24 protein-coding genes are annotated in these 25,025 nt (G+C 75.3%); 6 read left to right on the top strand and 18 right to left on the bottom strand.

Annotation, left to right across the window (positions count from 1 at the left end; translation table 11 throughout):
• The first annotated feature begins 93 nt into the window (after positions 1 to 93).
• Positions 94 to 1,521, top strand: coding sequence for a dihydrolipoyl dehydrogenase family protein (locus V1J52_RS17485; RefSeq protein WP_330140774.1), 1,428 nt, complete (start codon positions 94 to 96; stop codon positions 1,519 to 1,521).
• 21 nt (positions 1,522 to 1,542) lie between these two features.
• On the opposite strand, the gene V1J52_RS17480 is transcribed toward V1J52_RS17485, so the two are convergent.
• The 10 genes from V1J52_RS17480 to V1J52_RS17435 all read right to left on the bottom strand — a co-directional run bounded on the left by V1J52_RS17480 (position 1,543) and on the right by V1J52_RS17435 (position 12,303).
• Positions 1,543 to 2,298 (bottom strand): SDR family NAD(P)-dependent oxidoreductase, encoded by a 756-nt coding sequence (locus tag V1J52_RS17480; RefSeq protein WP_330140773.1) that lies wholly within the window; start codon positions 2,296 to 2,298, stop codon positions 1,543 to 1,545.
• 39 nt (positions 2,299 to 2,337) lie between these two features.
• Positions 2,338 to 3,138: an HAD family hydrolase gene (locus V1J52_RS17475; RefSeq protein WP_330140772.1), complete on the bottom strand. Its 801-nt coding sequence runs from the start codon at positions 3,136 to 3,138 to the stop codon at positions 2,338 to 2,340.
• On the bottom strand, positions 3,135 to 4,412 hold the full coding sequence (gene serS / locus V1J52_RS17470; protein ID WP_330140771.1) for a serine--tRNA ligase: 1,278 nt from the start codon (positions 4,410 to 4,412) through the stop codon (positions 3,135 to 3,137). The genes V1J52_RS17475 and serS overlap by 4 nt, the downstream gene beginning before the upstream one ends.
• A 554-nt stretch (positions 4,413 to 4,966) precedes the next feature.
• Positions 4,967 to 5,896: a prephenate dehydratase gene (gene pheA, locus V1J52_RS17465; protein WP_330140770.1), complete on the bottom strand. Its 930-nt coding sequence runs from the start codon at positions 5,894 to 5,896 to the stop codon at positions 4,967 to 4,969.
• Positions 5,897 to 5,981: 85 nt separating this feature from the next.
• Positions 5,982 to 7,310, bottom strand: coding sequence for an iron uptake transporter deferrochelatase/peroxidase subunit (gene efeB, locus V1J52_RS17460; RefSeq protein ID WP_330140769.1), 1,329 nt, complete (start codon positions 7,308 to 7,310; stop codon positions 5,982 to 5,984).
• Between the two features lie 7 nt (positions 7,311 to 7,317).
• Positions 7,318 to 9,318, bottom strand: coding sequence for a copper resistance CopC/CopD family protein (locus tag V1J52_RS17455; protein WP_443075853.1), 2,001 nt, complete (start codon positions 9,316 to 9,318; stop codon positions 7,318 to 7,320).
• Between the two features lie 10 nt (positions 9,319 to 9,328).
• On the bottom strand, positions 9,329 to 9,808 hold the full coding sequence (locus V1J52_RS17450; protein WP_330140768.1) for a copper chaperone PCu(A)C: 480 nt from the start codon (positions 9,806 to 9,808) through the stop codon (positions 9,329 to 9,331).
• Positions 9,805 to 10,488, bottom strand: a complete 684-nt coding sequence (locus tag V1J52_RS17445; RefSeq protein WP_330140767.1) for an SCO family protein — start codon at positions 10,486 to 10,488, stop codon at positions 9,805 to 9,807. The genes V1J52_RS17450 and V1J52_RS17445 overlap by 4 nt, the downstream gene beginning before the upstream one ends.
• Before the next feature lie 125 nt (positions 10,489 to 10,613).
• A complete protein-coding gene (locus tag V1J52_RS17440) occupies positions 10,614 to 11,420 on the bottom strand; it encodes a YcnI family copper-binding membrane protein (protein ID WP_330140766.1) in 807 nt (268 codons plus the stop codon).
• A 103-nt stretch (positions 11,421 to 11,523) separates the two neighbouring features.
• Complete coding sequence (locus tag V1J52_RS17435; protein WP_330140765.1) at positions 11,524 to 12,303, bottom strand: hypothetical protein; 780 nt, start codon at positions 12,301 to 12,303, stop codon at positions 11,524 to 11,526.
• 184 nt (positions 12,304 to 12,487) lie between these two features.
• On the opposite strand from V1J52_RS17435, the gene V1J52_RS17430 reads away from it, so the two are divergent.
• The 3 genes from V1J52_RS17430 (at position 12,488) to V1J52_RS17420 (ending at position 14,535) form a co-directional block, all read left to right on the top strand.
• A complete protein-coding gene (locus tag V1J52_RS17430) occupies positions 12,488 to 12,928 on the top strand; it encodes an ATP-binding protein (RefSeq protein WP_330140764.1) in 441 nt (146 codons plus the stop codon).
• A 149-nt stretch (positions 12,929 to 13,077) separates the two neighbouring features.
• Positions 13,078 to 13,254, top strand: a complete 177-nt coding sequence (locus V1J52_RS17425) for a hypothetical protein (protein ID WP_330140763.1) — start codon at positions 13,078 to 13,080, stop codon at positions 13,252 to 13,254.
• Between the two features lie 324 nt (positions 13,255 to 13,578).
• Positions 13,579 to 14,535: a DUF2637 domain-containing protein gene (locus tag V1J52_RS17420; protein WP_330140762.1), complete on the top strand. Its 957-nt coding sequence runs from the start codon at positions 13,579 to 13,581 to the stop codon at positions 14,533 to 14,535.
• Positions 14,536 to 14,572: 37 nt separating this feature from the next.
• Here the strand turns inward: V1J52_RS17420 and V1J52_RS17415 are convergent, their stop codons facing one another.
• Complete coding sequence (locus V1J52_RS17415; RefSeq protein WP_330140761.1) at positions 14,573 to 15,352, bottom strand: carbon-nitrogen family hydrolase; 780 nt, start codon at positions 15,350 to 15,352, stop codon at positions 14,573 to 14,575.
• 161 nt (positions 15,353 to 15,513) lie between these two features.
• Here V1J52_RS17415 and V1J52_RS17410 point away from each other — a divergent pair, with 161 nt between their 5' ends.
• Positions 15,514 to 16,338, top strand: coding sequence for a maleylpyruvate isomerase family mycothiol-dependent enzyme (locus V1J52_RS17410; protein WP_330140760.1), 825 nt, complete (start codon positions 15,514 to 15,516; stop codon positions 16,336 to 16,338).
• A gap of 33 nt (positions 16,339 to 16,371) precedes the next feature.
• Here V1J52_RS17410 and V1J52_RS17405 read toward each other — a convergent pair whose 3' ends face one another.
• Positions 16,372 to 17,682 carry an MFS transporter gene (locus V1J52_RS17405; RefSeq protein WP_330140759.1) on the bottom strand — a complete coding sequence of 437 codons (1,311 nt, stop codon included), beginning with the start codon at positions 17,680 to 17,682 and terminating at the stop codon, positions 16,372 to 16,374.
• Entirely contained in the window at positions 17,679 to 18,398 is a 720-nt protein-coding gene (locus V1J52_RS17400; protein ID WP_443075852.1) for a GntR family transcriptional regulator, read from the bottom strand. Before V1J52_RS17400 ends, V1J52_RS17405 begins: the two co-directional genes overlap by 4 nt.
• A 185-nt stretch (positions 18,399 to 18,583) precedes the next feature.
• Between V1J52_RS17400 and V1J52_RS17395 the strand changes: the two genes are divergently transcribed.
• Complete coding sequence (locus tag V1J52_RS17395; protein ID WP_330141001.1) at positions 18,584 to 19,561, top strand: ferric reductase-like transmembrane domain-containing protein; 978 nt, start codon at positions 18,584 to 18,586, stop codon at positions 19,559 to 19,561.
• A 64-nt stretch (positions 19,562 to 19,625) separates the two neighbouring features.
• Here V1J52_RS17395 and V1J52_RS17390 read toward each other — a convergent pair whose 3' ends face one another.
• Genes V1J52_RS17390 through V1J52_RS17370 form a run of 5 tightly spaced genes read right to left on the bottom strand, consistent with a single transcriptional unit; the run spans position 19,626 to position 24,873 of the window.
• On the bottom strand, positions 19,626 to 20,381 hold the full coding sequence (locus tag V1J52_RS17390; RefSeq protein WP_330140758.1) for a class I SAM-dependent methyltransferase: 756 nt from the start codon (positions 20,379 to 20,381) through the stop codon (positions 19,626 to 19,628).
• Complete coding sequence (locus V1J52_RS17385; RefSeq protein ID WP_330140757.1) at positions 20,378 to 21,703, bottom strand: MFS transporter; 1,326 nt, start codon at positions 21,701 to 21,703, stop codon at positions 20,378 to 20,380. Before V1J52_RS17385 ends, V1J52_RS17390 begins: the two co-directional genes overlap by 4 nt.
• A complete protein-coding gene (locus V1J52_RS17380; RefSeq protein ID WP_330140756.1) occupies positions 21,696 to 22,940 on the bottom strand; it encodes an ATP-grasp domain-containing protein in 1,245 nt (414 codons plus the stop codon). Before V1J52_RS17380 ends, V1J52_RS17385 begins: the two co-directional genes overlap by 8 nt.
• Positions 22,937 to 23,959: a pyridoxal-phosphate dependent enzyme gene (locus tag V1J52_RS17375; protein ID WP_330140755.1), complete on the bottom strand. Its 1,023-nt coding sequence runs from the start codon at positions 23,957 to 23,959 to the stop codon at positions 22,937 to 22,939. The genes V1J52_RS17380 and V1J52_RS17375 overlap by 4 nt, the downstream gene beginning before the upstream one ends.
• Positions 23,956 to 24,873, bottom strand: coding sequence for a GHMP family kinase ATP-binding protein (locus V1J52_RS17370; protein WP_330140754.1), 918 nt, complete (start codon positions 24,871 to 24,873; stop codon positions 23,956 to 23,958). The genes V1J52_RS17375 and V1J52_RS17370 overlap by 4 nt, the downstream gene beginning before the upstream one ends.
• Between the last annotated feature and the right edge of the window lie 152 nt (positions 24,874 to 25,025).

Raw genomic sequence — 25,025 nt, 5'->3', positions numbered from 1 at the left:
GGCCCCGGCCCCGCGGCTCCCCGCCGCCGGGCCGTGCGCCGCTGGCCGCGTGGTTCCCCCTCCCCGGACGGGCGGGGAGGCCATGATGGCGCCATGGACTCCTTTGATGTGATCGTGCTCGGCGCGGGACCGGTCGGCGAGGTGCTCGCCGACCGGGTCCGCGCCGCCGGGCTCTCCGTCGCGCTCGTGGAGAGCGAACTGGCCGGTGGTGAGTGCTCGTACTGGGCCTGCATGCCGAGCAAGGCCCTGCTGCGCCCGCCCGTCGCCCTGTCCGGGGCCCGCGCCGTGGCCGGGGCGCGGGAGGCCGCCGGCGGACGACTGGACCCGGCCGCCGTACTGGACCGCCGCGACTCCTTCGCCTCGCACTGGGACGACGAGGGCCAGGTGCGGTGGATCGACTCCACCGGCGCCGAGTTCCTCCGCGGTCACGGCCGCGTCGACGGACCGCGCCAGGTCACCGTCGAGACGCCCGAGGGCGGGCGGCGGGTGCTCACCGCCCGGCACGCGGTGGCCGTGTGCACCGGCACCCGGGCCAAGGTGCCGGGCATTCCCGGCACCGACACGGCCTCGCCGTGGACGAACCGCGAGGGCACCGCCGCGAGGGAGGTGCCGGGGCGGCTCGCGGTCGTCGGCGGCGGCCCGGTCGGGGTGGAACTGGCCTATGCCTGGCAGTCGCTCGGTTCGGCCGTCACCCTGCTGGTGCGCGACGAGGGGCTGCTGTCCCGCATGGAACCGTTCGTCGGCGCGTACGTCGCCGACGGGCTGCGGGAGGCCGGGGTGGACCTGCGGCTGTCCACCGGCGTCACCTCGGTGCACCGGCCCGCCCCGGGCGAGCCCGTCGTCCTGCGGCTGGACGACGGATCGGAACTGAGCGCCGACGAGCTGCTGTTCGCCACCGGACGCGAGCCGCGCACCGACGACCTCGGCCTGGACACCGTCGGCCTCACGCCCGGCGACTGGCTCGACGTGGACGACTCCTGCCGGGTCCCCGGCGTCACCGGCGGGTGGCTCTACGCCGTCGGCGACGTCAACCACCGCAGCCTCCTCACGCACCAGGGCAAGTACCAGGCCCGCATCGCCGGGGCGGCGATCGCCGCCCGCGCGCGGGGCGGGTCGCCGCTGGAGACCGGCCGCTGGGGCGCGCACGCCGCCACCGCCGACTCGGCCGCCGTGCCGCAGGTCGTCTTCAGCCATCCCGAGGCCGCCGCCGTCGGGCTCACCGCCGCGCAGGCCGAGGAGCGCGGGCTGCGGGTACGCGCCGTGGACCACGCGATCGGCCAGGTGGCCGGGGCCGCCCTGTACGCCGACGGCTACCGGGGGCAGGCCCGCATGGTCGTGGACGAGGACCGCCAGGTGCTCGTCGGCGTCACCTTCGTCGGGCCGGGCGTCAGCGAGCTGCTGCACGCGGCGACCGTCGCCGTCGCCGGGGAGGTGCCCGTCGAGCGGCTCTGGCACGCCGTTCCCGCCTTCCCCACGATGAGCGAGGTCTGGCTGCGCCTGCTGGAGGAGTACCGGGGCTGAGCGGCCCCCGCGACGCGGGGTTCAGCGGCCGAGCTGCGCCCCGCCGTTCACCTGGACCACCTGACCGGTGACGTGGCCGGCGGCGTGGGACGCGAGCCAGTGCAGCGTCTCGGCCACGTCACCGGGGGTGCCGGGGCGGCCGTTCAGCGTCTCGGCCACCAGGTGCTCGCGGCGCTCGGCGGGGAGCCCGGCGCCGAAGAACCCGGTGTCCTCGACGTAGCCGGGTGCCACGACGTTGACGGTGACGCCGCGCGGGCCCAGCGCGCGGGCCAGCTCGAAGGCGTACGGGTGCAGGGCCGCCTTGCTCGCCGCGTAAGCACCCGAACCGGAGCCCCGGTACGCGGCGATCGAGCTGACGAACAGCACCCGGCCGCCGGGCGAGGCGAGCCGGTCGCGCAGGGCCTCCGTGAGCAGCACGGCGGTCAGGGCGTTGAGCCGGAAGTTCAGCGTCCAGCGGTGCTCCGCGACCCGCAGCGGGTCGGAGGCGTCCAGTGCGCCGGGCGCCGGTTCCAGGCCGCCGTTGCCGCCCGCGCCGTGCACCAGCACGTCCACCGCGCCGAACGTGCCGGCCACGGTCTCCGCGACGGTGCGGGCGCCGTCGGGCGTGGTCAGGTCGGCGGGAACGGGCAGCGCGCCGGGCAGCTCGGCCGCGGCCCGCTCCAGCACCCCGGACCGCCGCCCGACCAGGACGAGCCGGTCCCCTCCGGCCGCGAAGCACCGCGCCGCCGCGAGGCCGATGCCGCTGCCGCCACCGCTGATCACCACTGTGCGCGTCATGGCACCGAGCGTAGCGGCGCGGACGTCGCGGGCGGGGCGTCAGGCCAGGAGGCGCTCCAGGACGACCGCGATGCCGTCCTCCTCGTTCGACGTGGTGATCTCGTCCGCCACCGCGAGGAGTTCCGGGTGCGCGTTGGCGACGGCGACACCGTGGCCCGCCCAGGCGAACATCGGGACGTCGTTGGGCATGTCGCCGAACGCGATCGTCTCGGCGGCCGTGACGCCGAGCCGCCGGGCGGCCAGCGAGAGCCCGGTCGCCTTCGTCAGACCGAGCGGCAGCAGCTCGACGATGCCCGGCCCCGCCATGGTGATGCCCACCATCGCGCCCGCCGTCTCCCGCGCCACCTTGGCCAGCTCGTCGTCGGAGAGCCGGGGGTGCTGGAGGTAGAGCTTGCTCAGCGGCGCCGACCACAGCTCGGCCCGGTCCTCGTACGGCGTGGCCGGAAGCGGCCCTTCCTGCACCCGGTACCCAGGCCCGACGATCACGGCGCCGTCCAGCCCGTCCCGGGAGGCGGCCACGGCCAGCGGGCCGGTCTCGGCCTCGATCCTGGCCAGGGCCAGCCCGGCGAGTTCCCGGTCCAGCGTGACGGACGTGAGCAGCCGGTGCTCGCCCGCGTGGTAGAGCTGCCCGCCCTGGCCGCACACCGCGAGGCCCCGGTAGTCCAGCGCGTCGAGGATGTGCCGCGTCCACGGCACCGCACGCCCGGTGACGACCAGGTGTGCGGCACCGGCCTGCGTGGCGGCGGCGAGGGCGTCGCGGGTGCGCGGCGAGACGGTGTCGTCGCCGCGCAGCAGCGTGCCGTCGAGGTCCGTGGCGACCAGCCGGTACGGGAGGCTCATGACGCGACCGGTTCCAGCAGCTCGCGCCCGCCCAGGTAGGGCCGCAGCACCTCCGGGACGCGCACGGCGCCGTCCGCCGTCTGGTGGTTCTCCAGCAGGGCCACGATGGTGCGCGGGACGGCGCACAGCGTGCCGTTCAGCGTGGCGAGCGGACGCACCCGCTTCCCCTCACGCATCCGCACGGCCAGCCGGCGGGCCTGGAACTCGTCGCAGTTCGACGTCGAGGTCAGCTCCCGGTACTTGCCCTGGGTGGGGATCCACGCCTCGCAGTCGTACTTGCGGGAGGCCGAGGAGCCGAGGTCGCCGGTGGCCACGTCGATGACGCGGAAGGGCAGTCCGAGGGAGGTCAGCCACTGCTTCTCCCACTCCAGGAGCCGGGCGTGCTCGGCCTCGGCCTCCTCCGGCGCGACGAAGCAGAACATCTCGACCTTGTCGAACTGGTGGACGCGGAAGATGCCCTTGGTGTCCTTGCCGTACGACCCGGCCTCGCGGCGGAAGCAGGGGGAGAAGCCCGCGTAGCGCAGCGGGAGCGTGTCCGCCTCGACGATCTCGTCCATGTGGTAGGCGGCGAGCGGAACCTCGGAGGTGCCGACGAGGTAGTAGTCGTCCTTCTCCAGGTGGTAGACGTCCTGGGCGGCCTGGCCGAGGAAGCCTGTGCCCTCCATGGCGCGCGGCTTGACGAGCGCGGGGGTGAGCATGGGTGTGAACCCGGCTGCCGTCGCCTGGGCGATGGCGGCGTTCACGAGGGCCAGCTCCAGCAGCGCGCCGACGCCGGTGAGGTAGTAGAACCGCGAGCCCGAGACCTTGGCGCCGCGTTCGACGTCGATGGCGCCGAGCTTCTGGCCCAGTTCCAGGTGGTCGCGGGGGGTGAAGCCCTCGGCGGCGAAGTCGCGGTGGGCGCCGGACGTCTCCAGGACGGTGAAGTCGTCCTCGCCGCCGACGGGCACGTCCGGGTGGACGAGGTTGCCGAGGCGGCCCAGCAGGCGCTGCGTCTCGGCCGCCGCCTCGTCCTGCTCGGCGTCGGCGGCCTTCACGGCGGCGGACAGCTCGCCGGCCTTCTTCAGCAGCGCGGCCTTCTCGTCGCCGGTGGCCTTGGGGATGAGCTTGCCGAGCTGCTTCTGCTCGGAACGCAGCTCGTCGAAGCGGACGCTGGACGACCTGCGCCGCTCGTCGGCGGCCAGGAGGGCGTCGACGAGGTCGACGTCCTCTCCTCGGGCGCGCTGGGACGCGCGCACACGGTCGGGGTCCTCACGGAGCAGGCGAAGGTCAATCACGGGCCCAGGCTACCGGTGCCGGAAGGGCCTCTCCGAACCGATATCCCGTTTACGCATGTTCTGTACCTTTTAGGGGTTTTTCCGAAGGGGAAAGCGCGTCGTTCGCGGGGGTGTGGCGCTCAGGCTTATCCACAGGTCACGCGCGGTTTCGTGGAATATCCACAGGGTGTCGAGGAAGGCTGTGGACATTGCACCGCACCGTGCCGGGCGGCGATTCGGGCGGGGCACTCCGGACAATTCGCCGGACAAACCCGTGGGGTCAACTCGTATGAAGGGTTTGACTGTGATACGCCTCACTCGGCCGGGTGATGAGCGGTCGTGGCATTGACGGTCACCCCGGGTGACAGAGCACCTTTGTCGACGGAGGCCGGGGCAAGTGTCGACTTATGCACAGGCCGCAGAGCGCGCCTGTGGATAACTTCCCGTCAGGTGTGGGAAACGCCCGCCGGAGCGCCCCGGGGCCGCCCGGGAGGGACCGGGAGGCGCGCCAGCATGGACGGCCGCGCCAGCCGGGACGGCCGGGCAGCCCGCCGCGCGGCCGGACGGGCACGGCCTCAGCCGCGGCCGTCCAGGCAGCGCGTCACCCAGTCCGCAGCCGCGGTGAACTCGGCGTCCGTCGTCCCCGCCCGCAGCGTCGGCCGCACCTCGTCCGCCCGGGGGTAGGAGCCGAGGAACCGCACCTGCTGGCAGGCGCGCTTGAGCCCCGACAGCACGTCGGCCACCCGGCGGTCCTGGAGGTGCCCCTCGCAGTCCGCCGAGAAGCAGTAGCGCCCGATGCCCTCACCCGTCGGCCGCGACTCGATGCGCATCATGTTGACGCCGCGCGACGCGTACTCCTGGAGCACTTCGAGCAGCGCGCCCGGGTGGTCCTCGCGCAGCCAGAAGACCACCGACGTCTTGTCCGCCCCCGTGGGCGCCGCCGGACGGGCCGGACGGCCGACCAGGACGAAGCGCGTCACCGCGTTCTCCGCGTCGTGGATGCCCGTGACGCGCGCCTCCAGACCGTACGTCGCCGCGGCGAACTCGCCCGCGAACGCCGCGTCGTAGCGGCCCTCCTGCACCAGGCGCGCGCCGTCCGCGTTGGAGGCGGCCGACTCCCAGTGCGCCCCCGGCAGGTTGCGGGCCAGCCACCGGCGCACCTGCGGCTGCGCGACCGGGTGCCCGGTCACCGTCTTCACGCTCTCCAGCTCCGTGCCGGGCCGCACCAGCAGGGCGAACGCGATCGGCAGCAGCACCTCGCGGTAGATCATCAGCGGCTGCCCGGACGCCAGCTCGTCCAGGGTGGCCGTCACCCCGCCCTCCACCGAGTTCTCGATGGGCACCAGCGCACCCGCCGCCTCCCCGGCCCGCACGGCGTCCAGCGCGGCGGCCACCGACACCATGGGCACCAGCTCCCGGGTGGCGGCCTCCGGCAGCGTGCGCAGCGCGGCCTCGGTGAACGTGCCCTCCGGGCCCAGATACGTGTAACGGCTGGCAGGTGACATGCCGCCACACTAGGCGCTCCGCGGCGGACGCGGGGCCGCTGCCCCGCTTCGTCCCGGGCGGCGCCCCCGGCACGTCCCCGACCGCTCAGCCCTCCAGCAGCGCCTGGCCGACGTAGCCGCCCTCGGCGGCCCCGCCGGGCACGGCGAACAGGGCGCTCGCCTCGTGGCGGACGAACGCCGACAGGGCGTCGCCCCGGTCCAGCTTCCGCTGCACCGGGACGAACCCCGTCAGCGGGTCCGCCTGCCAGGCCACGAACAGCAGCCCGGCGTCCGGGGAGCCGTCCGGGCCGTGGCCGTCGTGGTACGAGTACGAGCGGCGGAGCATCGCGGCGCCCCCGTTCGTCTCCGGCGCCGACACCCGGACGTGCGCGTTCGCCGGGACGGCGAGCCGGCCGTCCGCGCCGCGCCGCTCCAGGTCCACCGGCGTCGTCTCCGTGCCCCCGGACAGCGGGGCGCCGTCCGCCTTGCGCCGCCCGATCACCCGTTCCTGCTCGGCGAGCGGGCGGCGCTCCCAGTCGTCCAGCAGCATCCGGATGCGGCGCACGACGGCGTACGAGCCGCCGCCCATCCACTCCGGGTGCCGGGCGTCACCGCCGGACGGCACGAAGACGCGCCGCGCGAAGTCCGGGTCGTCCTCCTTCGGGTTGTTGGTGCCGTCCACCTGTCCCATGAGGTTGCGCTGCGTGTGCGGCCCGGCGGCGGCGCCGGGCGTGCGGTTGAAGCCGGACATGTGCCACCGCACGCGCGCCACCCCGTCGCCGTCGCGCTGGAGGGCGCGCAGGGCGTCGAAGGCCACCAGCGCGTCGTCCGCGCCGATCTGCACCCACAGCTCGCCACCGGAGCGCCGCCGGTCCAGGGCGTCGGCGGAGAAGTCCGGGAGCGGCGCCAGCGCGTCCGGCCGCCGGCTGGTGAGGCCGAGGCGGTCGAAGAGGGCGGCGCCGAACCCGAACGTGACGGTGAGGGCGGCGGGCCCGGCGTCCAGCGCGCTGCCGGTGCCCGCCCCGTCCGCGGTGCCGCCCGCCATGAGGGCGGCGGCCGTCCGCGACCAGCGGCGCAGCAGACCGGCCGTGGCACGGCGGTCCGTACCCGGTGCGAGGTCGAGGGCGAGGAGGTGCCCGTGCGCCTGCACCGGCTGGACGATGCCGGGCTGGTGGCGCCCGTGGAACGGGTAGGCCGCCGCCCCGACGCTGCTGAGCGCGGTGGGCGGCGCGGGCTGCGCGGCGGCGTGCCCGAGCACGCCGCCGGTGGCGCCGAGCGCGAGCCCGGCCGCGCCGGTCGCGCCCGCCGTCCCGAGCAGCCTGCGCCGGGAGACGGGCGGACGGCCGCCGTCGGTGCCGGGGGCGCCCGCCGCGTCCGCGGGGCCGGTGGCGCCGGCGGGGCGGACGGGCCGGGCTGAGCCGGTGGAGCTGGTCATGCGGTGTTCAGCCGATCGTGACGTTCTTCTTCTCGGTCACCTGGTCGATGTCCGAGGTGCGGACGGTGACGGCGATCTCCCACTCGCCGGGCATGGGGAGCCGCACGTCGGGCGCGGACCAGTGCTGTCCCGTGCCGTCCGCCGGGTCCGGGACGACCGACAGCGGGCCGATGCCGCGGGCCGGGAGCGTGAAGGCCACGCGGACCTCCTCGGCCGCGACGTCGGTGCGCACGTGCAGGGTGTTGACGCCGGTGCCGCCCGGGTCCAGGTCGAGCCGGGCGGTGCCCCGGCCGCCGGGGGCGCCCGTGTCGAAGGGTACGTCCAGGGAGACCGGACCGCTCGGTGCCTGCCGGGCCGCGGCGGCCGTCTCGGTGCGCGCGGGCTCGGTGCCGGTGAGCACCGTGGTGACGGCCAGCAGCACGGCGGCCACGCCCGCCTCGGCCAGTACCGTGCGGCGCAGGCCCGCCCGCGGGGTGTCCGCGTCCCGGTCCCGCTTGCGGCGGGCGGCGGCCACGGCGGCGCGCTGCCGGGCGAGCTGGGCGGCGCGCTCGGGCGCGACGGACGCGTCCCCGGCGTCCTCCGCCGCGTCCCCGGCGTCCCCGGCAGCCGGAGCGGGAGCCGCAGCCGGAGCCGCAGCGGGAGCCCCGGCCCCGGCGGAAGCCCCGGCCCCCGCGGCGACCGCAGCCGCCGCCGGAGCCGCGGCCGGGGCGGGTGCCTGGGCCAGCCGGGCCGTCCAGCGCCGGGACAGCGCGGCGACGCCCACGAGGACCGCCACCAGCACCACCTTGGCGATGAGCCACCGCCCGTACTCCGTACCGGTCAGCGCCGGCCACGAACCCACCTGCCGCCACGACTGGTAGAGCCCCGTCGCGACGAGCACCAGCACGCTGCCGAACGCCAGCCGGGAGAACCGGGCCACGGCGGCGCCGGGCAGCGGCAGCCCCGCCGACAGGACGGCCACCAGCACGGCGAGACCGCCCAGCCAGGCGGCCACGGCGAGCAGGTGGGCCACGTCCACCGGCATGGCGACCCCGGTCTGGATGCCGGTCGAGGCGTGCTCGGACATCGCCCACGTCGTGGCGAGCCCGGCCGCCAGCACGGCGCCGCCGACGGCGAGCCCGTAGCGCAGGTCCCGCCGTTCGCGCTCCTCGCGGGAGCGGGCGAAGGCGCCGAACAGGACGGCGGCGAACAGCGCGGACGTCGCCAGGAGCAGCAGCCGCGAGACGAGGGCCGTGCCCGTCCTCGTCGTCAGGACCGTGCGCAGTCCGCCGAGGTCGAAGGCGTCCGCGAGGCCGCCGCCGGTGGTGTAGGGGTGCCGCAGGAGCAGCAGCACGAGGGTGGCGGCCGTCATGGTCACCCAGCCCGCGGTGACCACCCGGCGCACCGGGCGGACCCCGGCGCCCTCCCGCCAGCAGGCCAGGACGAAGGCGGCGCCGCCCGCCAGCAGGACGAAGCCGCCGTACGCGGCGTAGCGGGCGACGTCGTAGACCAGGCCCACCGCGCCGCCGCCCGCCCGCTGCCCGGGCACGCTCACGCTCGTCTGCGACGGCGCGCCGACGGAGAACGTGAACGCTCCCGAGACGGGATGGCTGTCGGCGGACACCGCCTGCCACGCCACGGTGTACGTGCCGTTCGGCACGCCGGGCCGCAGCCCGACGGCGTAGGTGACGGCGCCGGTCCCGCCCACCTCGGCGGGCCCGCCGGCGTCCACCCGTTCGCCGTCCGGATCGAGCACCCGGACGGCGTCGCCGGACATGGCGACCCGTTCGGAGAACGTCAGCGTCACCGCCTGTGGCGCCTCGGCCACGACCGAGCCCTCCGCGGGGCTGGTGTCCGTGAGCGCGGCGTGCGCGGCGGCGGGCCGGGCGTCGGCGAGCACGGCCAGCAGCGCCGTCGCCAGCAGCGCGACGGCCAGCAGCAGCCGCGCGGCGGCGCGGGGCGCGGTGCCGCGCGCGGCACCGAAGGAGAAGGCGGGTGACGCGGGGAACGCGGTGCGGGGCGTGGTCACGGCGGCGCGCCTACCGCTGGCCCGCGGCGGCGGACGGCTGGTGGTTCGTGGCCTCCACCGGCACCTCCAGCGTGAGCGGTTCCGACTTCTCGAAGTGCAGCTCCAGCCTCACCGTGTCCCCCTTGCTCGGCTTCCGCTCCAGACCCATGAACATCAGGTGGTTGCCGCCCCGGCTGAGCGCCAGCTCACCGTGCGCGGGGATGCCGAAGGATTCCACGCGCTCCATCCGGTTGTCGACGGTGCGGTGGAACTGGACGTCGTCGGACACGTCGCTGGTGACGGCGGTGAGCGTGTCGGGCTCGTCGCCGTCGTTGGTGAGGGTGAAGTATCCGGCGGCCATCTTCCCGGTGACGGGTTCCGGCATGTACGCGCTGCCCTCGACCGCGCCGGGTGCGGGCGGGGCGTCGGCCGTGCCGCAGGCGCCGGCCGCGAGCGGTGCGGCGAGCGCGAGGGTGAGGGCGGTGGCCCGTGCCGCGCGGCGCCGGATCACGGCAGCTCCCCCTCGACCAGCTTGGGGAGGTCCCGCGCGTAGGTCGCCTCGGGCACGTCCTCGGTGTAGAGGACGTGGGCCTTGTCGTCCTCCGGTGAGAAGAACAGCACCTGGGAGCCGTGCGTGGAGACGATCTCGCCGTCCGCCGTCTTCTCGGGCGGGTCGATGCTGATGCCGAGCGTGCGGGCCCCGGCCTGGATGGTGGCGAAGTCGCCGGTGAGTCCGACGGCGCCGGGGGCGACGCCCTTCAGCCAGGCGCCCAGTTCCTCCGGCGTGTCCCGCTCCGGGTCGGTGGTGACGAAGACGACCTGGAGCTCCTCGCGCTCCTCGGGCGTCAGCTTGGACTCGGCGACGGCGATGTTGCCCATCGTGAGCGGGCAGATGTCGGGGCAGTGGGTGTAGCCGAAGTACAGGAGGGTCGGCTTGCCCCGGGTCTCGGTGACGAAGTCGTACTCCTGGCCGTCGGTACCGGTGAGGACGAGGTCCGGCTTCTCGAACGGGCGGTCGAGCACGGTGCCCTGTTCGCGGTCGGTGGCGCCGGAGACCTCGGCGACGGGCTGGTCGCCGCTCGCGGGGCCGGCGGAGCCGCCGCAGGCGGTGGCGCCGAGCGCGAGCACGGCGGCGAGGGCCAGGACGGAGGTGGCGCGGCGCCGCGTGCGGGCGTGCGGGGAGTGGTGCATGGCGGTGTTCCTTGACGGAGTGAGGGTGGCCGCGGCGGGCCCGGACGGTGCCGGGCCCGCCGCGGTGCGGATCGCCGTACGGGCGGTACGGACGGTACGGGCGCTACGTGCGGTACGGGCGGGGGTCAGGCGGAGCGGCGGCGTCCGGCGAGCACGCCGAACGCGATGCCGCCGAGGCCCGCGGCGATGCCGACGGCGCCCAGGACCCGGGCCGTGGTGTCGGTGGAGCCGTCGCCCTCACCGGCCGCCGCCGCCTCACCCGCGGGCTCGGCGTCGCCGGAGTCCGCGGAGTCGCCGGAACCCTCGGAGTCATCGTCCGCCCCGGCGTGGTCGTGGCCGCCGTGCCCGGCGTCACCGGCGTCGGTCAGCTCCAGCACGGGCGCGGGGAAGCCCGGCTCCTCGCCGCCCTCCTCCGGGATCTCGATCCAGCGGACGACGTCGTCGTTGTCGTACGTCTGGACCGCCTTGAAGACGAGCCGGTCCGCGTCGTCCGGGAGCTGCCCGACGGAGACGGGGAACCGCTGGAAGGTGCCCGGCTCGATCGTGCCGCCGGACCAGGTGATCTTGGCCGGGGCCTCGTCGATCTGCTCGCCGTGCATCTCGACCGGCTCGTCCAGCGGGCCCTGCTCGACCTTCACGTCCCAGCCGGGCACCGGCTCGGGCATGACGGAGGCCAGCGGGTGGTCGGTCGGCAGGGAGACCTCCAGCCGGATGGTGGAGGCGTTGTCCCGCTCGTTGGGGACCTTGAAGTTGATCGTCGAGTAGCCGCCGCCCGGGGCGGTCTTGGGGTCGACGGTGACGTGCGCGAGGGCGGGGCCGCCCATGGCGAGCACGGCCGCGGCGGCGAGGCCGGAGACCGCCGCGGTCCGGCGGGCCGGACGGGCGGCACGGGCGGAGGGGGACGAACCGGGAGAAGAAGGGTAAGCGGTCATGATGGCGGAACGCTCCTGAAGAAGAGACGCGGGCAGGGGCGGACGGCCCGGGGCCGTCCGGCGCGACGCCCGCGTCCCGCCCGAGTGCGGGGCGGCGCGTGCGTCAGGCCGTGAGCACGAGATCCCGCGTCCGCGGCGGCCCGCGCCGCACGACGCTGTGCCGCAGCGCCCCCGGCGCGGGCGGCACGGCCTCGTCGCGCGTGCCCGGCCGCACGCCCGGCGCGTGCGGCACCGCGGCGCCGCACAGCAGCCGCAGGCAGGCGAGCGCGGAGCGCAGCGCCCGCAGCAGCAGCCCGTCCGCGGCCGTCGCCGACAGCCGCACCAGGAGCCACAGAGCGGCGTCCCCGCGGCGCAGCAGCCATCCGGCGGCGAGGGCGGCGGTCAGGTGGGCCAGCAGCATCGGCCAGGACGCCAGGCCGAGCGCGGCCTCCGTGACGCCGGAATCCGGGCCCGGATGGCCCGCGTGCCCGGCGGCGAGGCCGCCGAGCCCGGCGTCGTCCAGCACCTGCCGGGCCTGCTCCGCCGTCAGGGGCCGGGCGGCGTCGTTGCACAGGAGGCTGCGGGCGAAGGCGACCACGCCCGCGTCGTCCTGCCCCCGTCCGCCGGCGCCGGAGGCCCACTGCGCGGAGCCGTACAGGGCGTGCAGGGCGGACTGGCCGACGGCCAGTCCGGCGGCGACGCCGGGCAGTGAGCGCTCCCGGCCCGCGAGGGGCACGGCGAGCGCGAACACCAGCGCGGCGGCCGCACCGACCGCCCACCACGGCACGCCGGCCCCGGCCGCCAGCACGTGACCGGCGGCGGACAGCGCGACGCAGGCCGCGGTGAAGACCGCGGCCCGCAGCAGTCGCAGATCGGCGCTCGCGCGCGCGACGGGCACGTCCATGGCGGCCCCATCATCTCACCGGGGGCCCGGTTCGCACCGCGGAGGGTCCGAAAGGGGCGCCTCGCACCGGATGGGCCAGATGAGCGTTCTGCCGCGGGACCGATGCTTACTGTCCGCTTAGAGGGGCAATACGTATCCGTATGTCAAGCCTCGGTTAGTCGAGCCGCAGCCAGGAGGCTGGAGCATGAGCATCTGGTGGTCTCTGCATTTGCGGCGTGAGGCTGCGAGCGTCCCGCTCGCCCGGCGGCTTCTCCTCGGAGCGATGGAAACCGCCGGGGTGGAACCGGACATCGCCTACGAACTGTCCCTGGCCCTCTCCGAGGCGTGCGCCAACGCCGTCGAGCACGGCGGCGGCCCCCAGCACGCCGGGGACTACCGCGTCACGGCGTACCTGAACGGGGACATGTGCCGGATCGAGGTCACCGACCACGGTCCCGGTTTCGTCCCCCCCGCCCTGCCGCCGGGCACCGCCGATCTGGTCGAGACCGAGAACGGCCGGGGGCTGTTCCTGATCAACGCACTCGCAGACCGCGTACGCTTCCGCAACCGCCCCGGCGACGGAGCGGTCGTGACGTTCGACAAGGTCCTCAAGTGGCGCGACGACGCCCCGCTGCTGGCGGTGTAGCGCCGGTGGGGCGGGAGCGCGGCGGGCGGTCCAGACGCGGCGGGGCCGCCCGCTGACGGCGGGCCCCGGCTGTCAGTGGGCGGCCGTACGGTGCTCGTATGGTCTCTTCGGCACGTCCCCGCGCCCCGGAGTGTCCGGCACGGGGTGAGGTGAACGACCGCATCCGGCGGCTCATGGAGGGCCCCGCCGACGAGCGGCGGTCCGCGGAGTACGTGCGCTTGCTCGGGCTGTGGGCGGACGCCCCGGCCCTGCCCCCGGCGCCGGCCTTGTCCCCGGCGCCGGAGCCGTCCGGTTCCCAGGCGGCGTGCGCGGGCGCCGGTGTGTGAAGCGTATTCACTGACCATCCATCCCCCGGATGGCGGGGTATCGCCTGTTTGCCCGTCGCGTTAAGCCGTCTGTGGCTTCACCTATCCGGACCGGGGCTCGTATGGGCGCCTGGGTCCTCACCGAAACGGCCAGTGGCCCGTCGCTGACGCACACCGAGGACGCGCGAAGGCGTGTGGCCCTCGAACACAGCGGAACGCTCCTGGTGGATCTCCTGTGCGCCCTGGAACCCCTTGAGGAGGAGCTGCGGCGGTTCTTCGACGCACGCGATCGTGCCGAAACGTTTCCCACGTGACTCCGCCGTCCGCATCGCCGAAAGACACCCCATGGACCACGGTCATCCGCTCAGCACTCCGCAGGACCTGTACGCAGCGCCCGGCGGCGGCCCCTTCGTGGGGGCGGCCTGGGACTACCTGTTCGTCGACGTGCCCGGCCCGCGCGGGTCGCTGGACGACGCGTACGGGACGGGCCGTGCGGACGGCAGGCAGGACGTGTACGACGCGTACGGCGGACCGGACTCCTGGCCCGCCTCGCAGGTCGTCGCGGGGCTGGACGCGGAGCTGACCCGGCTCCTGGAGTCCGCCGCGGAGCACTCCGCGGCCACCCGCGAGACGCTCTCCGCCGCGCCCCCTGCGTCCGCCGCGCCTCCGGCGCCCCCGGCGTCCGCCGCGACCCCGGCATCCCCCGCGCCCGCCCCGCCCCCCGCGTACCTCCCGCACGGAGGCCCGGACGGCCGGGCCGCCGGGAAGACGGGACACCCGGCGTTCCCCGGGTTCGGCCCCCCGCCCGCCCTCACGTCCGGCAGCGCCCGCCACCGCAGGCGGCGGCTGCGCGGCGGGGCGGCGGACGGGCTGCTGCCCTGGCGGCGCACGGTCAGCTGGGTCACCGCCGTCCTCACGGCCCTGCTCGTCCTCACGATGAGCGCGCTCGGCGCGCTGCTCTCCTACGAACCGCTGGAGCACCTCGCCGCCACAGCCGCGCCCGCGGGCACGGCCCGGCTGTGGCCCCTGCTGGTGTACGGGCCGTGGCTGGTGGCGTCGCTGTCCATCCTGCGGGCAGCCGTGCACCGCCGCCGGGCCACGCACTCGTGGTGCGTCGTCGTGCTGTTCTCCGCCATCGCCGTGACGCTGTGCGTGGCGCACGGCCCGCTGACCCTGCCCGCCATCAGCGTGGCCGGGCTGCCCCCGGTGGCGGCGCTGCTCTCGTTCCACCAGCTCGACCGGCAGATCCGGCTCGTCCTGCCGCTCGCCCCGGCGCGGCACGCGGCGCCCGCGCGCCGCTGAGCCGCGCCGGACGGTTTCCCGGAGACCGCGGAATCCGTTACAGCACGCGGTCCTTGAGGACGGGGAACTGCTCGCGGACCTCGGCGACGCGGGCGGGGTCGAGGTCCGCGGTGACGATCTGCTCGGTGGCGTCCAACGCCTCCGCGAGCGTCTCACCCCAGGGGTCGAGGACCGCGCTGCGGCCCGCCTGGGGGACGCCCGCGTGGCTGCCCGCCGTGCCGCAGGCCAGCACGTAGCACTGGTTCTCCACGGCGCGGGCGCGGGCCAGGAGCGTCCAGTGGCCGGTGCGGGCCGCGGGCCACCCGGCGGGGACGACGAGGAGCTGGGCGCCCGCGTCCGTCAGCGCGCGGAACAACTCGGGGAAGCGCAGGTCGTAGCAGGTGGCCAGGCCGAGCGTGGTGCCGGCCGCCGGTGCCGTCACCGGGCTCGTCCCGGCGGACAGCAGGGTGGCCTCGCCCCGGTCGAAGCCGAAGCGGTGGATCTTGCGGTAGGTGGCGGCCAGGGTGCCGTCGGGTGCGAAGAGCAGCGAGGTGTTGTAGAGGGCGCCGTCCGGGGCGCGTTCGATCACGGACCCGGCGTGCAGCCACACCCCCGCGTCCCGCGCCGCCTCCGACATGACCTCGGCGGTGGGACCGCCGGGTACGGGTTCGGCTTCGGCGGCGAAGCGCTCGAAGGCGAAGGCGCCGACCGGCCACAGTTCCGGCAGGACGACGAGGTCGGAACCGCTGAGGGAGCGGACGAGCGAAGCCGCCCGGGAGCGGCGGGCGTTGACCGGCTCGTCCGGGTCGACGCCGAGCTGGATGAGCGAAGTGCGCACTGGGACACCTTCCGTGCGGCGGGGGTCGGCTCCGGGCGCCAGGCCACGCGACGAAGCGCCTACGATCGTCACCCGAAAGCGGTGCCCGGGTGCCCTGACGCAGACTAACTTGAGGGGCACCCGCATTGCGAAAGATCCGTACCGTTGCCACGAGGGGTCCCGTGACCGAGCACCCGAGCATTCAACCCTATGTTGACGCCTGGACTCACTCCATCGACGCGATATCCGAGCTGGTGCAGCCGCTGGTGGAGGGCGAGTGGAACCGCGCCACGGCGTGCCCGGGGTGGTCGGTGCGCGATGTCGTCTCGCACATCATCGGCATCGAGTGCGAGCTGCTGGGCGATCCGCGTCCCATCCACACCCTCCCGCGCGACCTGTTCCACGTCACGGACGAGACCAGCCGCCGCATGGAGGTGCAGGTGGACGTGCGGCGTCACCACACCGGTCCGGAGATGACCAGCGAGCTGGAGTACACCGTCATCCGCCGCTCGCGGCAGCTCCGCAACGACAAGCGCGGCCCGGAGGCGAAGCTGCGCCACCCGCTCGGGCACGAGGTCACGGTGGAGGAGCTGCTGCGGGAGCGGGCGTTCGACGTGTGGGTGCACGAGCAGGACATCCGGCGCGCGCTCGGCCGTCCCGGGAACCTGGACTCGGCCGGCGCGTACGTCGCCCGGGACATGCTGGTCGACGCGCTGCCCGAGGTCGTCGCGCGCCGGGCCTCGGCGCCGGCGAACTCGGCCGTCGTCTTCGACGTGGGCGGCCCCCTGGAGTTCATGCGCACGGTGCGGGTGGACAAGGAGGGCAACGGCACGGTCAACGGCAGCCCCTCGCTGGGCCCCGCCGTCACCTTCACGCTGGACTGGGAGACGTACGTGCGCCTCGCGTGCGGCCGGGTGCGGTCCGCCGCCGTCGCCGACCGGGTCAAGGTGGAGGGGGACCAGCCGCTGGCCGAGGCGATCCTGGGCCGGTTCGCCGTGACGCGCTGAGGCGGCGCCCGCCGCACGCCGGAACGCGGTGGCTCACGCCGGAACGTGGACCGCCTCGACGCGGCTGGCGACGATCCGCTCGCGCTCGCGGCGGTCGGCCCGCTTCCGCAGCCGCAGGATCTGGCTGAGCCCGAGGGCCTGGAGGACGAACACCGCGGCGAAGGCGACACGGAAGTCGTCGCCGGTCAGGTCCAGCAGGACGCCGACGGCCAGCAGCGTCGTCATGGAGGCCGTGAAGCCGCCCATGTTGACGATGCCCGAGGCGGTGCCCTGGCGCTCGGGCGGGTTGGCGGGGCGGGCGAAGTCGAAGCCGATCATGGACGCGGGGCCGCAGGCGCCCAGCACGACGCACAGCACGACCAGCACCCACAGCGGTGCCTGCCCGGGCCACAGCAGCACGGCGGCCCACAGCAGCGCGGTGGCGGCGATGGTGCCCAGCGCGATGGGCGCGCGGGCGTGGTGGTGCCGGGCGATGGTCTGTCCGTAGACCAGGCCGATGACCATGTTGGACAGCACGACGACGGTGAGCAGCGTGCCCGCGCCCGCCACGTCGAGGCCCTGGGCCCGGACGAGGAACGGCAGCCCCCACAGCAGGAGGAAGACCATCGCGGGGAACTGGGTGGTGAAGTGCACCCACATGCCGAGCCGGGTGCCCGGCTCGGCCCAGGCCGCGGCGATCTGCCGCCGCACGTAGCCGCGGCCGCCGGGCCGTTCGGCGCCCGCCGCGTGGCCCGCGGGCTGGTCCTTGAGGAAGCACAGCACCAGCAGCAGCGCGAGGACGCCCGCCGCCGCGCTGCCCGCGAAGGTGGGCGTCCAGCCGTAGGCGGCCAGGACGCGGGCGAGGACGAGGGTGGTGACGAGGTTGCCCGCCATGCCGATGAGCCCGGCGAGCTGGGCGACGAGCGGCCCGCGCCGCGCGGGGAACCAGCGGGTGCCCAGCCGCAGCACGCTGATGAACGTCATCGCGTCGCCGCAGCCGAGCAGGGCCCGGCAGGCGAGGGCGACGGGGTAGGAATCGGCCAGCGCGAAGCCGAACTGGCCGGTGGTGAACAGCACGATGCCCAGCGCCAGCACCTTGCGGGTGCCCCAGCGGTCCACCAGCAGGCCCACGGGGATCTGCAGGCCCGCGTACACCAGGAGCTGGAGGAGGGAGAAGGTGGAGAGCGCGGAGGCGCCCACGTCGAAGCGGTCGGCGGCCTCGATCCCGGCCACGCCCAGGCTCGTCCGGTAGGTGACGGCGACGAAGTAGACGCTGACGCCGAGGCCCCACATGGCCATGGCGCGTCCGCCCCCGGGGGGTTCCGGGGACGGCCGCGGCGCGCGTATGTGCCCCGGCGTCGTCATCGGTCGCCCCGCAGCAGCCCGTGCACGGAGCTGACGTGGCGGTGGACGGCGCGGGCGGCGGCGTCGGCGTCGCCCGCGCGCACGGCGGCGAGGATCTCGGCGTGCTCGGCGATGTTCTTGGCCACCCGCTCGGGGTGCGCGTGCATCACGGCGACGCCCATGCGGAGCTGGCGGTCGCGGAGCTGGTCGTAGAGCCGGGTGAGGATCTCGTTGCCGGTGCTGCGCACGAGCGCCGCGTGGAAGGCCCGGTCGACGGCGGCGACCTCGGCCAGGTCACCGGCCTCCGCGAGGACCCGCTGCCGCTCCAGCAGCCCGGCCAGCTCCTCGACGAGCCCCGGCGGCGGCGGCGCGGCCCTGCGGGCGGCGTGCTCCTCCACGAGCAGCCGCGTCTCGACGACGTCGCCGATCTCCTGGGCGGAGACGGGCAGCACCAGCGCGCCCTTCTTCGGGTAGAGCCGCAGCAGCCCCTCGGCCTCCAGGCGCAGCAGGGCCTCCCGGACGGGGGTGCGGGAGACGCCGACCGCCTCGGCCAGTTCCCCCTCGGTGAGCAGCATCCCGCCCTCGTACCGCCGCTCCAGTACGGCCTGCTTGACGTGCGTGTACACCCGTTCGGCGGCGGGCTGCCGCCGTGCGGGGACGGCGTCGGCCGCCGCTTTGGCGGGCGGCGGCTCGGCGGAGGGCGTGAGCCGGGAGGCGACGGAGGAGGGCACGCGCACATCTTAGATACATCAGGTATCCGTGCGCCCGTCCGTTCCGCGATGCGGACGCTCCCCGGATGGGGCGGTTTCCGCCCTCCCGCAACTTGTTCCCCAGCTGTCACACTGCACGGGTTCCGAACGGCACTGGACCGACCCCCGCCTGGCACACCCCCCGTCAACGCCAGAGAGGATCAGTGGTGACCATGGTTTCGCGTGCTCCAGCCGCCGCCGAGGAGGGCACCGGGCCTCCGGACGGCACCGGCCGCGCCCGCAGGGCGCTCAGGGCCGATCTGCGCGCCGCCGTCCCCGACGCGCTCGCCGCCCTGCTCGTGACCGCCTCCGTGTTCGTCTTCCTGTACGTGCGCGTGGACGCCGGGACGTCGGACACCCTCGTCGTGATGCCGTTCCTCGCGGACGCCGGGACGTACTGGATGTACTGGCTCAGCCAGGCGTTCGGCTGGGCCGGACTGCTGTGGGCGTACCTCACCGTCGTGCTCGGCCTGCTGGTCTCCGGCACCCGGCCCGGCTGGCTGCGCCGCGTGTCCCCGGCCCGGCTGGAGCGGCTGCACCGCACGACGAGCCTCAGCACGATCGCGCTGATGTTCGCCCACGCCCTCGCCTTCGCCGCCGAGCTGGTGCGGTACGAGGCGGAGCTGGCCTGGGGCAGCCGGGTGTGGACCGCCTTCGTGGACAGCTTCGTGCCCGGCGGCTACGACTCGGGGACCGGCCAGATCGCCATACCCATCGGCCAGGGCGCGCTGTACCTGGCCGTACCGCTGGGCCTGCTGTTCTACGTGCGGCAGCGCATCGGTCCGAAGCTGTGGCGGGTGCTGCACCGCTTCGTCATCGTCACCTACGTGCTGAGCGTGTGGCACACCCTGCTGTACGGCACCAACGTCTGGTACGACGGCTGGCCGCGCACGGCCCTGTGGCTGCTCCAGATCCCCCTGGCGCTGCTCCTGCTGGACCGGCTGATGCGCCCGGCCCGGCGTGCGGAGCGGCTGGGCGCGCCGGGCGCCGGTCCCCGGCGCGCGGCGGGCTGGGGCGTGCGGCTGCTGGGCCGGGTCGCGGTGGCGGCGGTGGTCGTCGCGCTGGTCGCCGTCGTGGTCTCCGGGCGCGACGGCGGCCGGGAACGGCCCGCGCCCGAGCCGGCCGCGCCCGCCGCCCAGACGGACGGCTGAGGCGGGCGGCCCGGAGCGGCGGGCGGTTCCCCGGGGCGGCGGCGCCCCGGGGAACCGCCCGCGCTCAGCGTTCCCGGACGGCGCGCAGGAGGAGCCGGTCGGCGTGCTCGTCGTAGGGCCGCCCGTCGAAGCCGCCGAAGACCTCCACCGCGTCGAAACCGGCCTGGACCGCCATCGCCCGCAGCTCGGCGGCGCTGTAGACGAACCACTCCAGCCGCTCGCGCCTGACCCGGTCCCCGCGCACCAGCACCCAGTCGCTGCGCAGCCGCGTCCACGCGTCCAGCGCGGTGTCCGTCTGCACCAGCAGCTCGTCCTCGCCGCGTTCGATCACCTTGGGCGTGAGCACCTTGCGGGCCAGGATCTCCTTGCCCGCGACGTCCAGCACCAGCTGCCCGCCGGGCACCAGGCTGTCGTGCAGCGTGCGCAGGACGCGCAGGTTGTCGGCCGGTTCGGGGAAGTAGCCGAACGACGTGAAGAGGCTGAGGGCGACGTCGAAGGAGTCCGGCTCGGCGTACTCCAGCACGTCCGCCTCCACGAGGCGGGCCTTCGTCCCCGCCTCCGCGCAGGCCCGCGCCGCCCGCTCCAGCAGGACGGCGCTGCGGTCCACGCCGGTCACCCGGTGTCCCAGGCGGGCCAGCGGCGCGGTGAACACCCCGGCGCCGCAGCACAGGTCCAGCACCCGGCTGCCCGGCGCGAAGCGGAGCAGCGGCGACTCCGCCAGCAGTTCCCGGGCCTGGGTGAAGCGCGCGGGTGAGAACAGGATGTCGTAGAAGTCCGTCCAGAACGCGTCGTCCTCGTACCAGTCCTTCGTCGGGGTCATCTCGTGGCCACCGTCCCTTCCGCGTGATCGCTTCCGCCCTTGCCGGACCCGCGCGCCACCAGGAGCAGCAGCGGCGGGAGCAGTACGCACTGGGCCGCCGCCGCCAGCCAGAACAGCCCGGTGTTCCCCGCGTCGTCGGCCAGCCGGTAGAGCTGGCCGCCCAGGACGCCGCTGGTGAAGGCGCCGATCCCGGCGGCCAGGCGCTGCTGCCCGAAGACGACGGCGTCCGAGCGCGGGGAGCGGGCCAGGGCCTCCAGGTCGTTCCTGAGGAACAGCACGATGTCCCCCGCCGTGATCAGCACGGCACCGGCCAGGACCGCGGCGTGGCTGCCTGCGGAGAGCACGGCCAGCCCGGCGGCGAGCAGGGCGAAGCCGAGCACCAGGGCGCGCGCGTAGGGCAGCCGCCCGATCCAGCCCGCCGCGGGCGGCTGGCCCACGATGACCAGGGCGAAGCAGGTCAGCAGCACCAGGCTGTAGAAGGTGGTGGAGGCGCGGGCCACGGCGAAGACGGCCAGGTAGTGCTGGAAGAAGAAGTACAGGTGGAAGGCGAGGGCGGTCGCGGCGAACGGCAGCGGGCGCACGCCGCGCAGCACCCCGCCCAGGCCCCCGCCGCCCGCCCGGCCCGGCGCCGCGGCCGGGGGCACCGCGGCCGCGGCGCCCGGGACCTCGGACGTCCCGCCGCCCGCCCGGTCCGCGCCGCCCGGTTCCCGCTGGCCGCTCCCGGGCTCCGGCGGCAGCCGCAGGTGCCCCGCCGTGACGGCGAGGAAGACGGCGACGACGGCGCAGAACAGGGCGCCGGGCGCGGAGAGCACGAACGGTCCGGCGATCAGGGGGCCGAGCGCCATGCCCGCGTTGAGCGCGGCGTTGCCCACGGAGAGGAACAGCGGGCGCCGCGCCTCGTCCACGCCGTGCACCAGGTACGCCTTGTTCGCGGGCAGGTACAGCGCCGCGCCGCAGCAGGTGAGGACGAGCGCGGGCACCGCGAGCGGCGGCCAGCGCAGCGCGGCCAGGAAGCCCAGGAAGCCCGCGCAGCGGATCACCAGCGCCCAGATCATCGTGCGGCGCAGTCCGGCGCGCTCGGCGAGCGCGCCGCCCAGGACGCTGCCGGAGAACTGCACGAGGGAGGCGACGGCCAGCACCCAGCCCACCGTCCCCAGGCCCATGCCGAGGCGCTCGTGCAGGAAGACGGACATGAACGGCAGCACCATGAAGCTGCCCAGCGGGATGAGGAACGAGCTGAGCAGCAGGAACCGCACGGGCCCCGGCAGGCGGGGGAGTTCGTGCCGCAGCGTGCCGGCGGCGCCCGTCCGGCCCTCAGCCACCGGCGGTCGGCGCGGTGCGCACCCGGACGGCGTTCGCGGCGGCGACCGCCCGGTGCGTGGCCAGCTCGGCCGTCTCCCCCTCGGCGTAGACGATCCCGGCGTAGCCCCGGCTGTCGGTCAGGTGCTCGACGAGGTCGCCCGGCGCCTTCGTGGGGTACCAGGCGGGCTCCCCGGGCAGGTCGGCGAACCGGTCGAGTCCGTCGACGCCGGTCAGGGTCCCGGGACGCTCCGGGTAGGCGAGCACGAAGGCGACCGCGGGCCCGCCGGGCAGCGTGGCGTCCATCAGGTCGGGACGGCGGCCCAGCGCCGTCTCCAGGACGGCGCGCTGCACGTTGTAGCCGAGCGCGCGGCACATGCCCTCGGCGACGAGCGCGCCGCCGATGCGCGGGTTGACCTCGACGATCTCGGGGCCGCGGCGGGTGAGGACGAACTCGACGTGCGCGAAGCGGTCGGTGTAGCCGAGCGCGGCGAGCACGTCGCCCAGCCAGGTGGCCAGCCCGGTCAGGACGGGCTCGGGGAAGGCGACGGGGAAGGCGGTGATCTCCTCGCGGAACAGCGGCTCGGCGGACATCAGGCGGCTGGAGACGCCCAGCAGCCGCGTCTCGCCGCGCCAGCTCAGCGTCTCGGCGCTGTAGACGGGGCCGGGGGAGAACGGTTCGGCGAACAGCTGTCCGGCCACCCGCCGCCCGGCGGCCTCGCGCAGGGCGGCCCGCGCCTCCTGCGCGTCGCGGACCAGCCAGACGTTCTGGCTGCCGGTGCCCGCGGAGTCCTTGACGACGGCGGGGAAGCCGGTCTCCTCGGCCAGCAGGCGCAGCAGACCGGCGGCCTCCGCGTCGTCCGGCGCGGCGGGCAGCGGCAGGGACCGGCCGCGGCTGAGCCCGGCCGCCCACAGCCGGTCGCGCACCCGGGCCTTGTCCTTCATGAGTTCCAGCACGGGCCTCTCCAGGCCCGGCAGGCCCAGGCGCGCGGTGAGTTCGGCGCCCGCCAGCAGCCAGGTGTCGGTGGAGCCGATGAGGCCGCGCAGGCCGGGGAGGTGTTCCAGTTCCCGCGCAGCGGCGTCCACGTCGAAGGTGTCGACCCGCACGACGTCCAGGGCGCCGTCCGGCAGCCGGTCCAGCTCGTGCCGGTAGTACCCGGGGTCACGGGTGAGCAGCGCGATCCGCTCGCCGAGCCCGTCGGCGGCCCGGACGAGGCTGCCCAGGCCGAAGGTGAGGGATTCCAGACAGGCGACGGTCACGGGGCGGCCTCCTCGCGGGGTACCGGGTAGGGACTGCGGCGCCACGCCATCACGGACCAGGGCATCGACAGGTCCGTCAGCGTGCTGATCTCCTTGGGGTGCAGCGTGTGCGGGTCCGGCGCCTCGGCGTGCCGGACGAAGACGCGCTCGGCGTAGCGGTGCCCGGTGTCCGCGCCGATGACGACGTGGGTGCGCTCCGGGGCGCGGGCGGCCTCCCAGGCGGCGGCCAGGTGGGCGGCGCCGGTGGATAGCCCGGCGAAGACGGCGTGCTCGCGCAGCAGGCCGACCGCCCCGGCCATGGCGTGCCGGAAGTCCATCCAGTGGATGGTGTCGTACAGGTGGTGCCGGACGTTGTCGAACACGATGGACGAGCCGATCCCGGCGATGATGGCGTCCGGGTCGTGGTGGTGCTCGCTGCCGAACGTGACGCTGCCGAAGGGCTGGACGCCCAGCAGCCGCACCCCCGGCTCCCGGCGGCGGAGCTGCTGCACCAGCCCGCCGGTGGACGCCCCGGAGCCGACGCCGCCGACCACGGTCAGCGGCCAGCCCGCCAGTTCCCTGGCGATCGTGTCGGCGATGTCGCGGTAGCCGAGGTAGTGGATGTCGTCGTGGTACTGGCGCATCCAGTGCACGTCCGGCCGTTCGGCGACGATCTCCTTGACGCGCCGCACCCGCAGCTCCTGGTCGAGCTTCAGGTCGGAGGACGGGGCGACCTGCTCGACGTGCGCGCCCAGCACTTCGAGCTGGGCGCGCGTCGCGGGGTCCACGGTGGTGGAGGCGACGATGTGGCAGCGCATGCCGTAGCGGTGGCAGGCCAGCGCCAGGGCGTAGGCGTAGATGCCGCTGGAGCTGTCCACCAGGGTCTGCCCGGGGCGCACGGCGCCGGAATCCCGTAATCGGCGTACGGCCGCCAGCGCGGAGGCGATCTTCATCGACTCGAATCGGAGCAGTACGACGTTGCGGGCCAGCCGGATCAGGTGCGGTGTCTTGAGGGCGTCGGCGACGTGGTCGTGGATCACGGGCAGCCTCCTCGGGCGAACGAGCACTGGTGGCCGAGCGAGCGGAAGAACGCGGACAGCTCGCCCTTGAGCGCGGGCGGGGGCGGGGCGCTGAACAGGTAGCCGAGCAGTGAGCCGGTGTGGGCGACGAAGACGCCGTCCGCGCCGAACCCCTCGCGGTGGGCGAGCACCTCGTCGAACGCCGCCTTGGGCAGCACCTCCTGGGACAGCGCGGCGCTGGCCGTGGCGGCCCGTGCGACGGCGCGCGCGTCCCCGGCGGTGAAGCCCTTGACCAGGTCGGTCAGCGTGCGGTCGTACTCGGCGTGCCGGCGCTCGTAGTGCGGCAGCAGCAGCGGCGTGACGGCGCCGGTGTCCACCGTGCCCGGTTCGGTGACGAAGGCGGCGTGGAGGGCGGGGCCGGGCCCGAGCCCGCGCACGACGCGGTGCCGGGCGCTCAGGTAGACGGCGAACTCGTCCAGGAAGACGCTGTCCGCCCGTTCGATTCCGGCCAGGATCTCCTGCACGGCGCGGCGGTCCAGCGGCAGCCCGAGAACCCGGCTCGCGCAGCGCAGGCTGGCGACGATGTCGGCCGTGGAACTGGCCATCCCCACGCCGACGTCCAGCTCGGAGTGGGCGTGCCAGCGGCCCGGCGGCAGGGCGCGGCCGTGGCGTTCCAGGAGCAGCCGCACCGCGCGCGCCGACTTCTCCCCTGCGGGCAGCGCGCCCAGGGCGGCGTCACCGTCGGGGACGAAGTACGCCCAGGCGTGCCGGGCCACGGGGAAGGACACGAGCGCGATGTGCCGGACGCCCTCGTACCGCAGCGGGCCCTGGAACAGCTCACCGAGGGTGCCGTGGCAGACGCCGGCGTACGCGCGCGCCGCGCCGCGTCCCGGCGGGGCGCGGCCGGGGCCGCCGTCCGGACTGCCGTCGTGCACCCGCGCCACCGCCGATCGTCGTGTGTCCGAAAGCCGACGGTGAGTATCACAAGGCGCGGAGGGAGAGACCAGACCAGAATTGAGACATTTGTGCCCAGGGTGACCGCAGTGCCGGAGGACACGGGCGCGGGACGCGGGACGCGGACGTGCCG

It is taken from the genome of Streptomyces solitudinis, from assembly GCF_036323765.1.
Classification (GTDB): Bacteria; Actinomycetota; Actinomycetes; order Streptomycetales; family Streptomycetaceae; genus Streptomyces.
This window is presented reverse-complemented; position numbering and strand designations above follow the sequence as displayed.

Coding starts and splice junctions, on each gene's coding strand:
- V1J52_RS17485 (WP_330140774.1), top strand. CDS start 94: ATGGACTCCTTTGATGTGATCGTGCTCGGCGCGGGACCGGTCGGCGAG.
- V1J52_RS17480 (WP_330140773.1), bottom strand. CDS start 2,298: ATGACGCGCACAGTGGTGATCAGCGGTGGCGGCAGCGGCATCGGCCTC.
- V1J52_RS17475 (WP_330140772.1), bottom strand. CDS start 3,138: ATGAGCCTCCCGTACCGGCTGGTCGCCACGGACCTCGACGGCACGCTG.
- pheA (WP_330140770.1), bottom strand. CDS start 5,896: ATGTCACCTGCCAGCCGTTACACGTATCTGGGCCCGGAGGGCACGTTC.
- efeB (WP_330140769.1), bottom strand. CDS start 7,310: ATGACCAGCTCCACCGGCTCAGCCCGGCCCGTCCGCCCCGCCGGCGCC.
- V1J52_RS17445 (WP_330140767.1), bottom strand. CDS start 10,488: ATGCACCACTCCCCGCACGCCCGCACGCGGCGCCGCGCCACCTCCGTC.
- V1J52_RS17440 (WP_330140766.1), bottom strand. CDS start 11,420: ATGACCGCTTACCCTTCTTCTCCCGGTTCGTCCCCCTCCGCCCGTGCC.
- V1J52_RS17435 (WP_330140765.1), bottom strand. CDS start 12,303: ATGGACGTGCCCGTCGCGCGCGCGAGCGCCGATCTGCGACTGCTGCGG.
- V1J52_RS17430 (WP_330140764.1), top strand. CDS start 12,488: ATGAGCATCTGGTGGTCTCTGCATTTGCGGCGTGAGGCTGCGAGCGTC.
- V1J52_RS17420 (WP_330140762.1), top strand. CDS start 13,579: ATGGACCACGGTCATCCGCTCAGCACTCCGCAGGACCTGTACGCAGCG.
- V1J52_RS17405 (WP_330140759.1), bottom strand. CDS start 17,682: ATGACGACGCCGGGGCACATACGCGCGCCGCGGCCGTCCCCGGAACCC.
- V1J52_RS17395 (WP_330141001.1), top strand. CDS start 18,584: ATGGTTTCGCGTGCTCCAGCCGCCGCCGAGGAGGGCACCGGGCCTCCG.
- V1J52_RS17390 (WP_330140758.1), bottom strand. CDS start 20,381: ATGACCCCGACGAAGGACTGGTACGAGGACGACGCGTTCTGGACGGAC.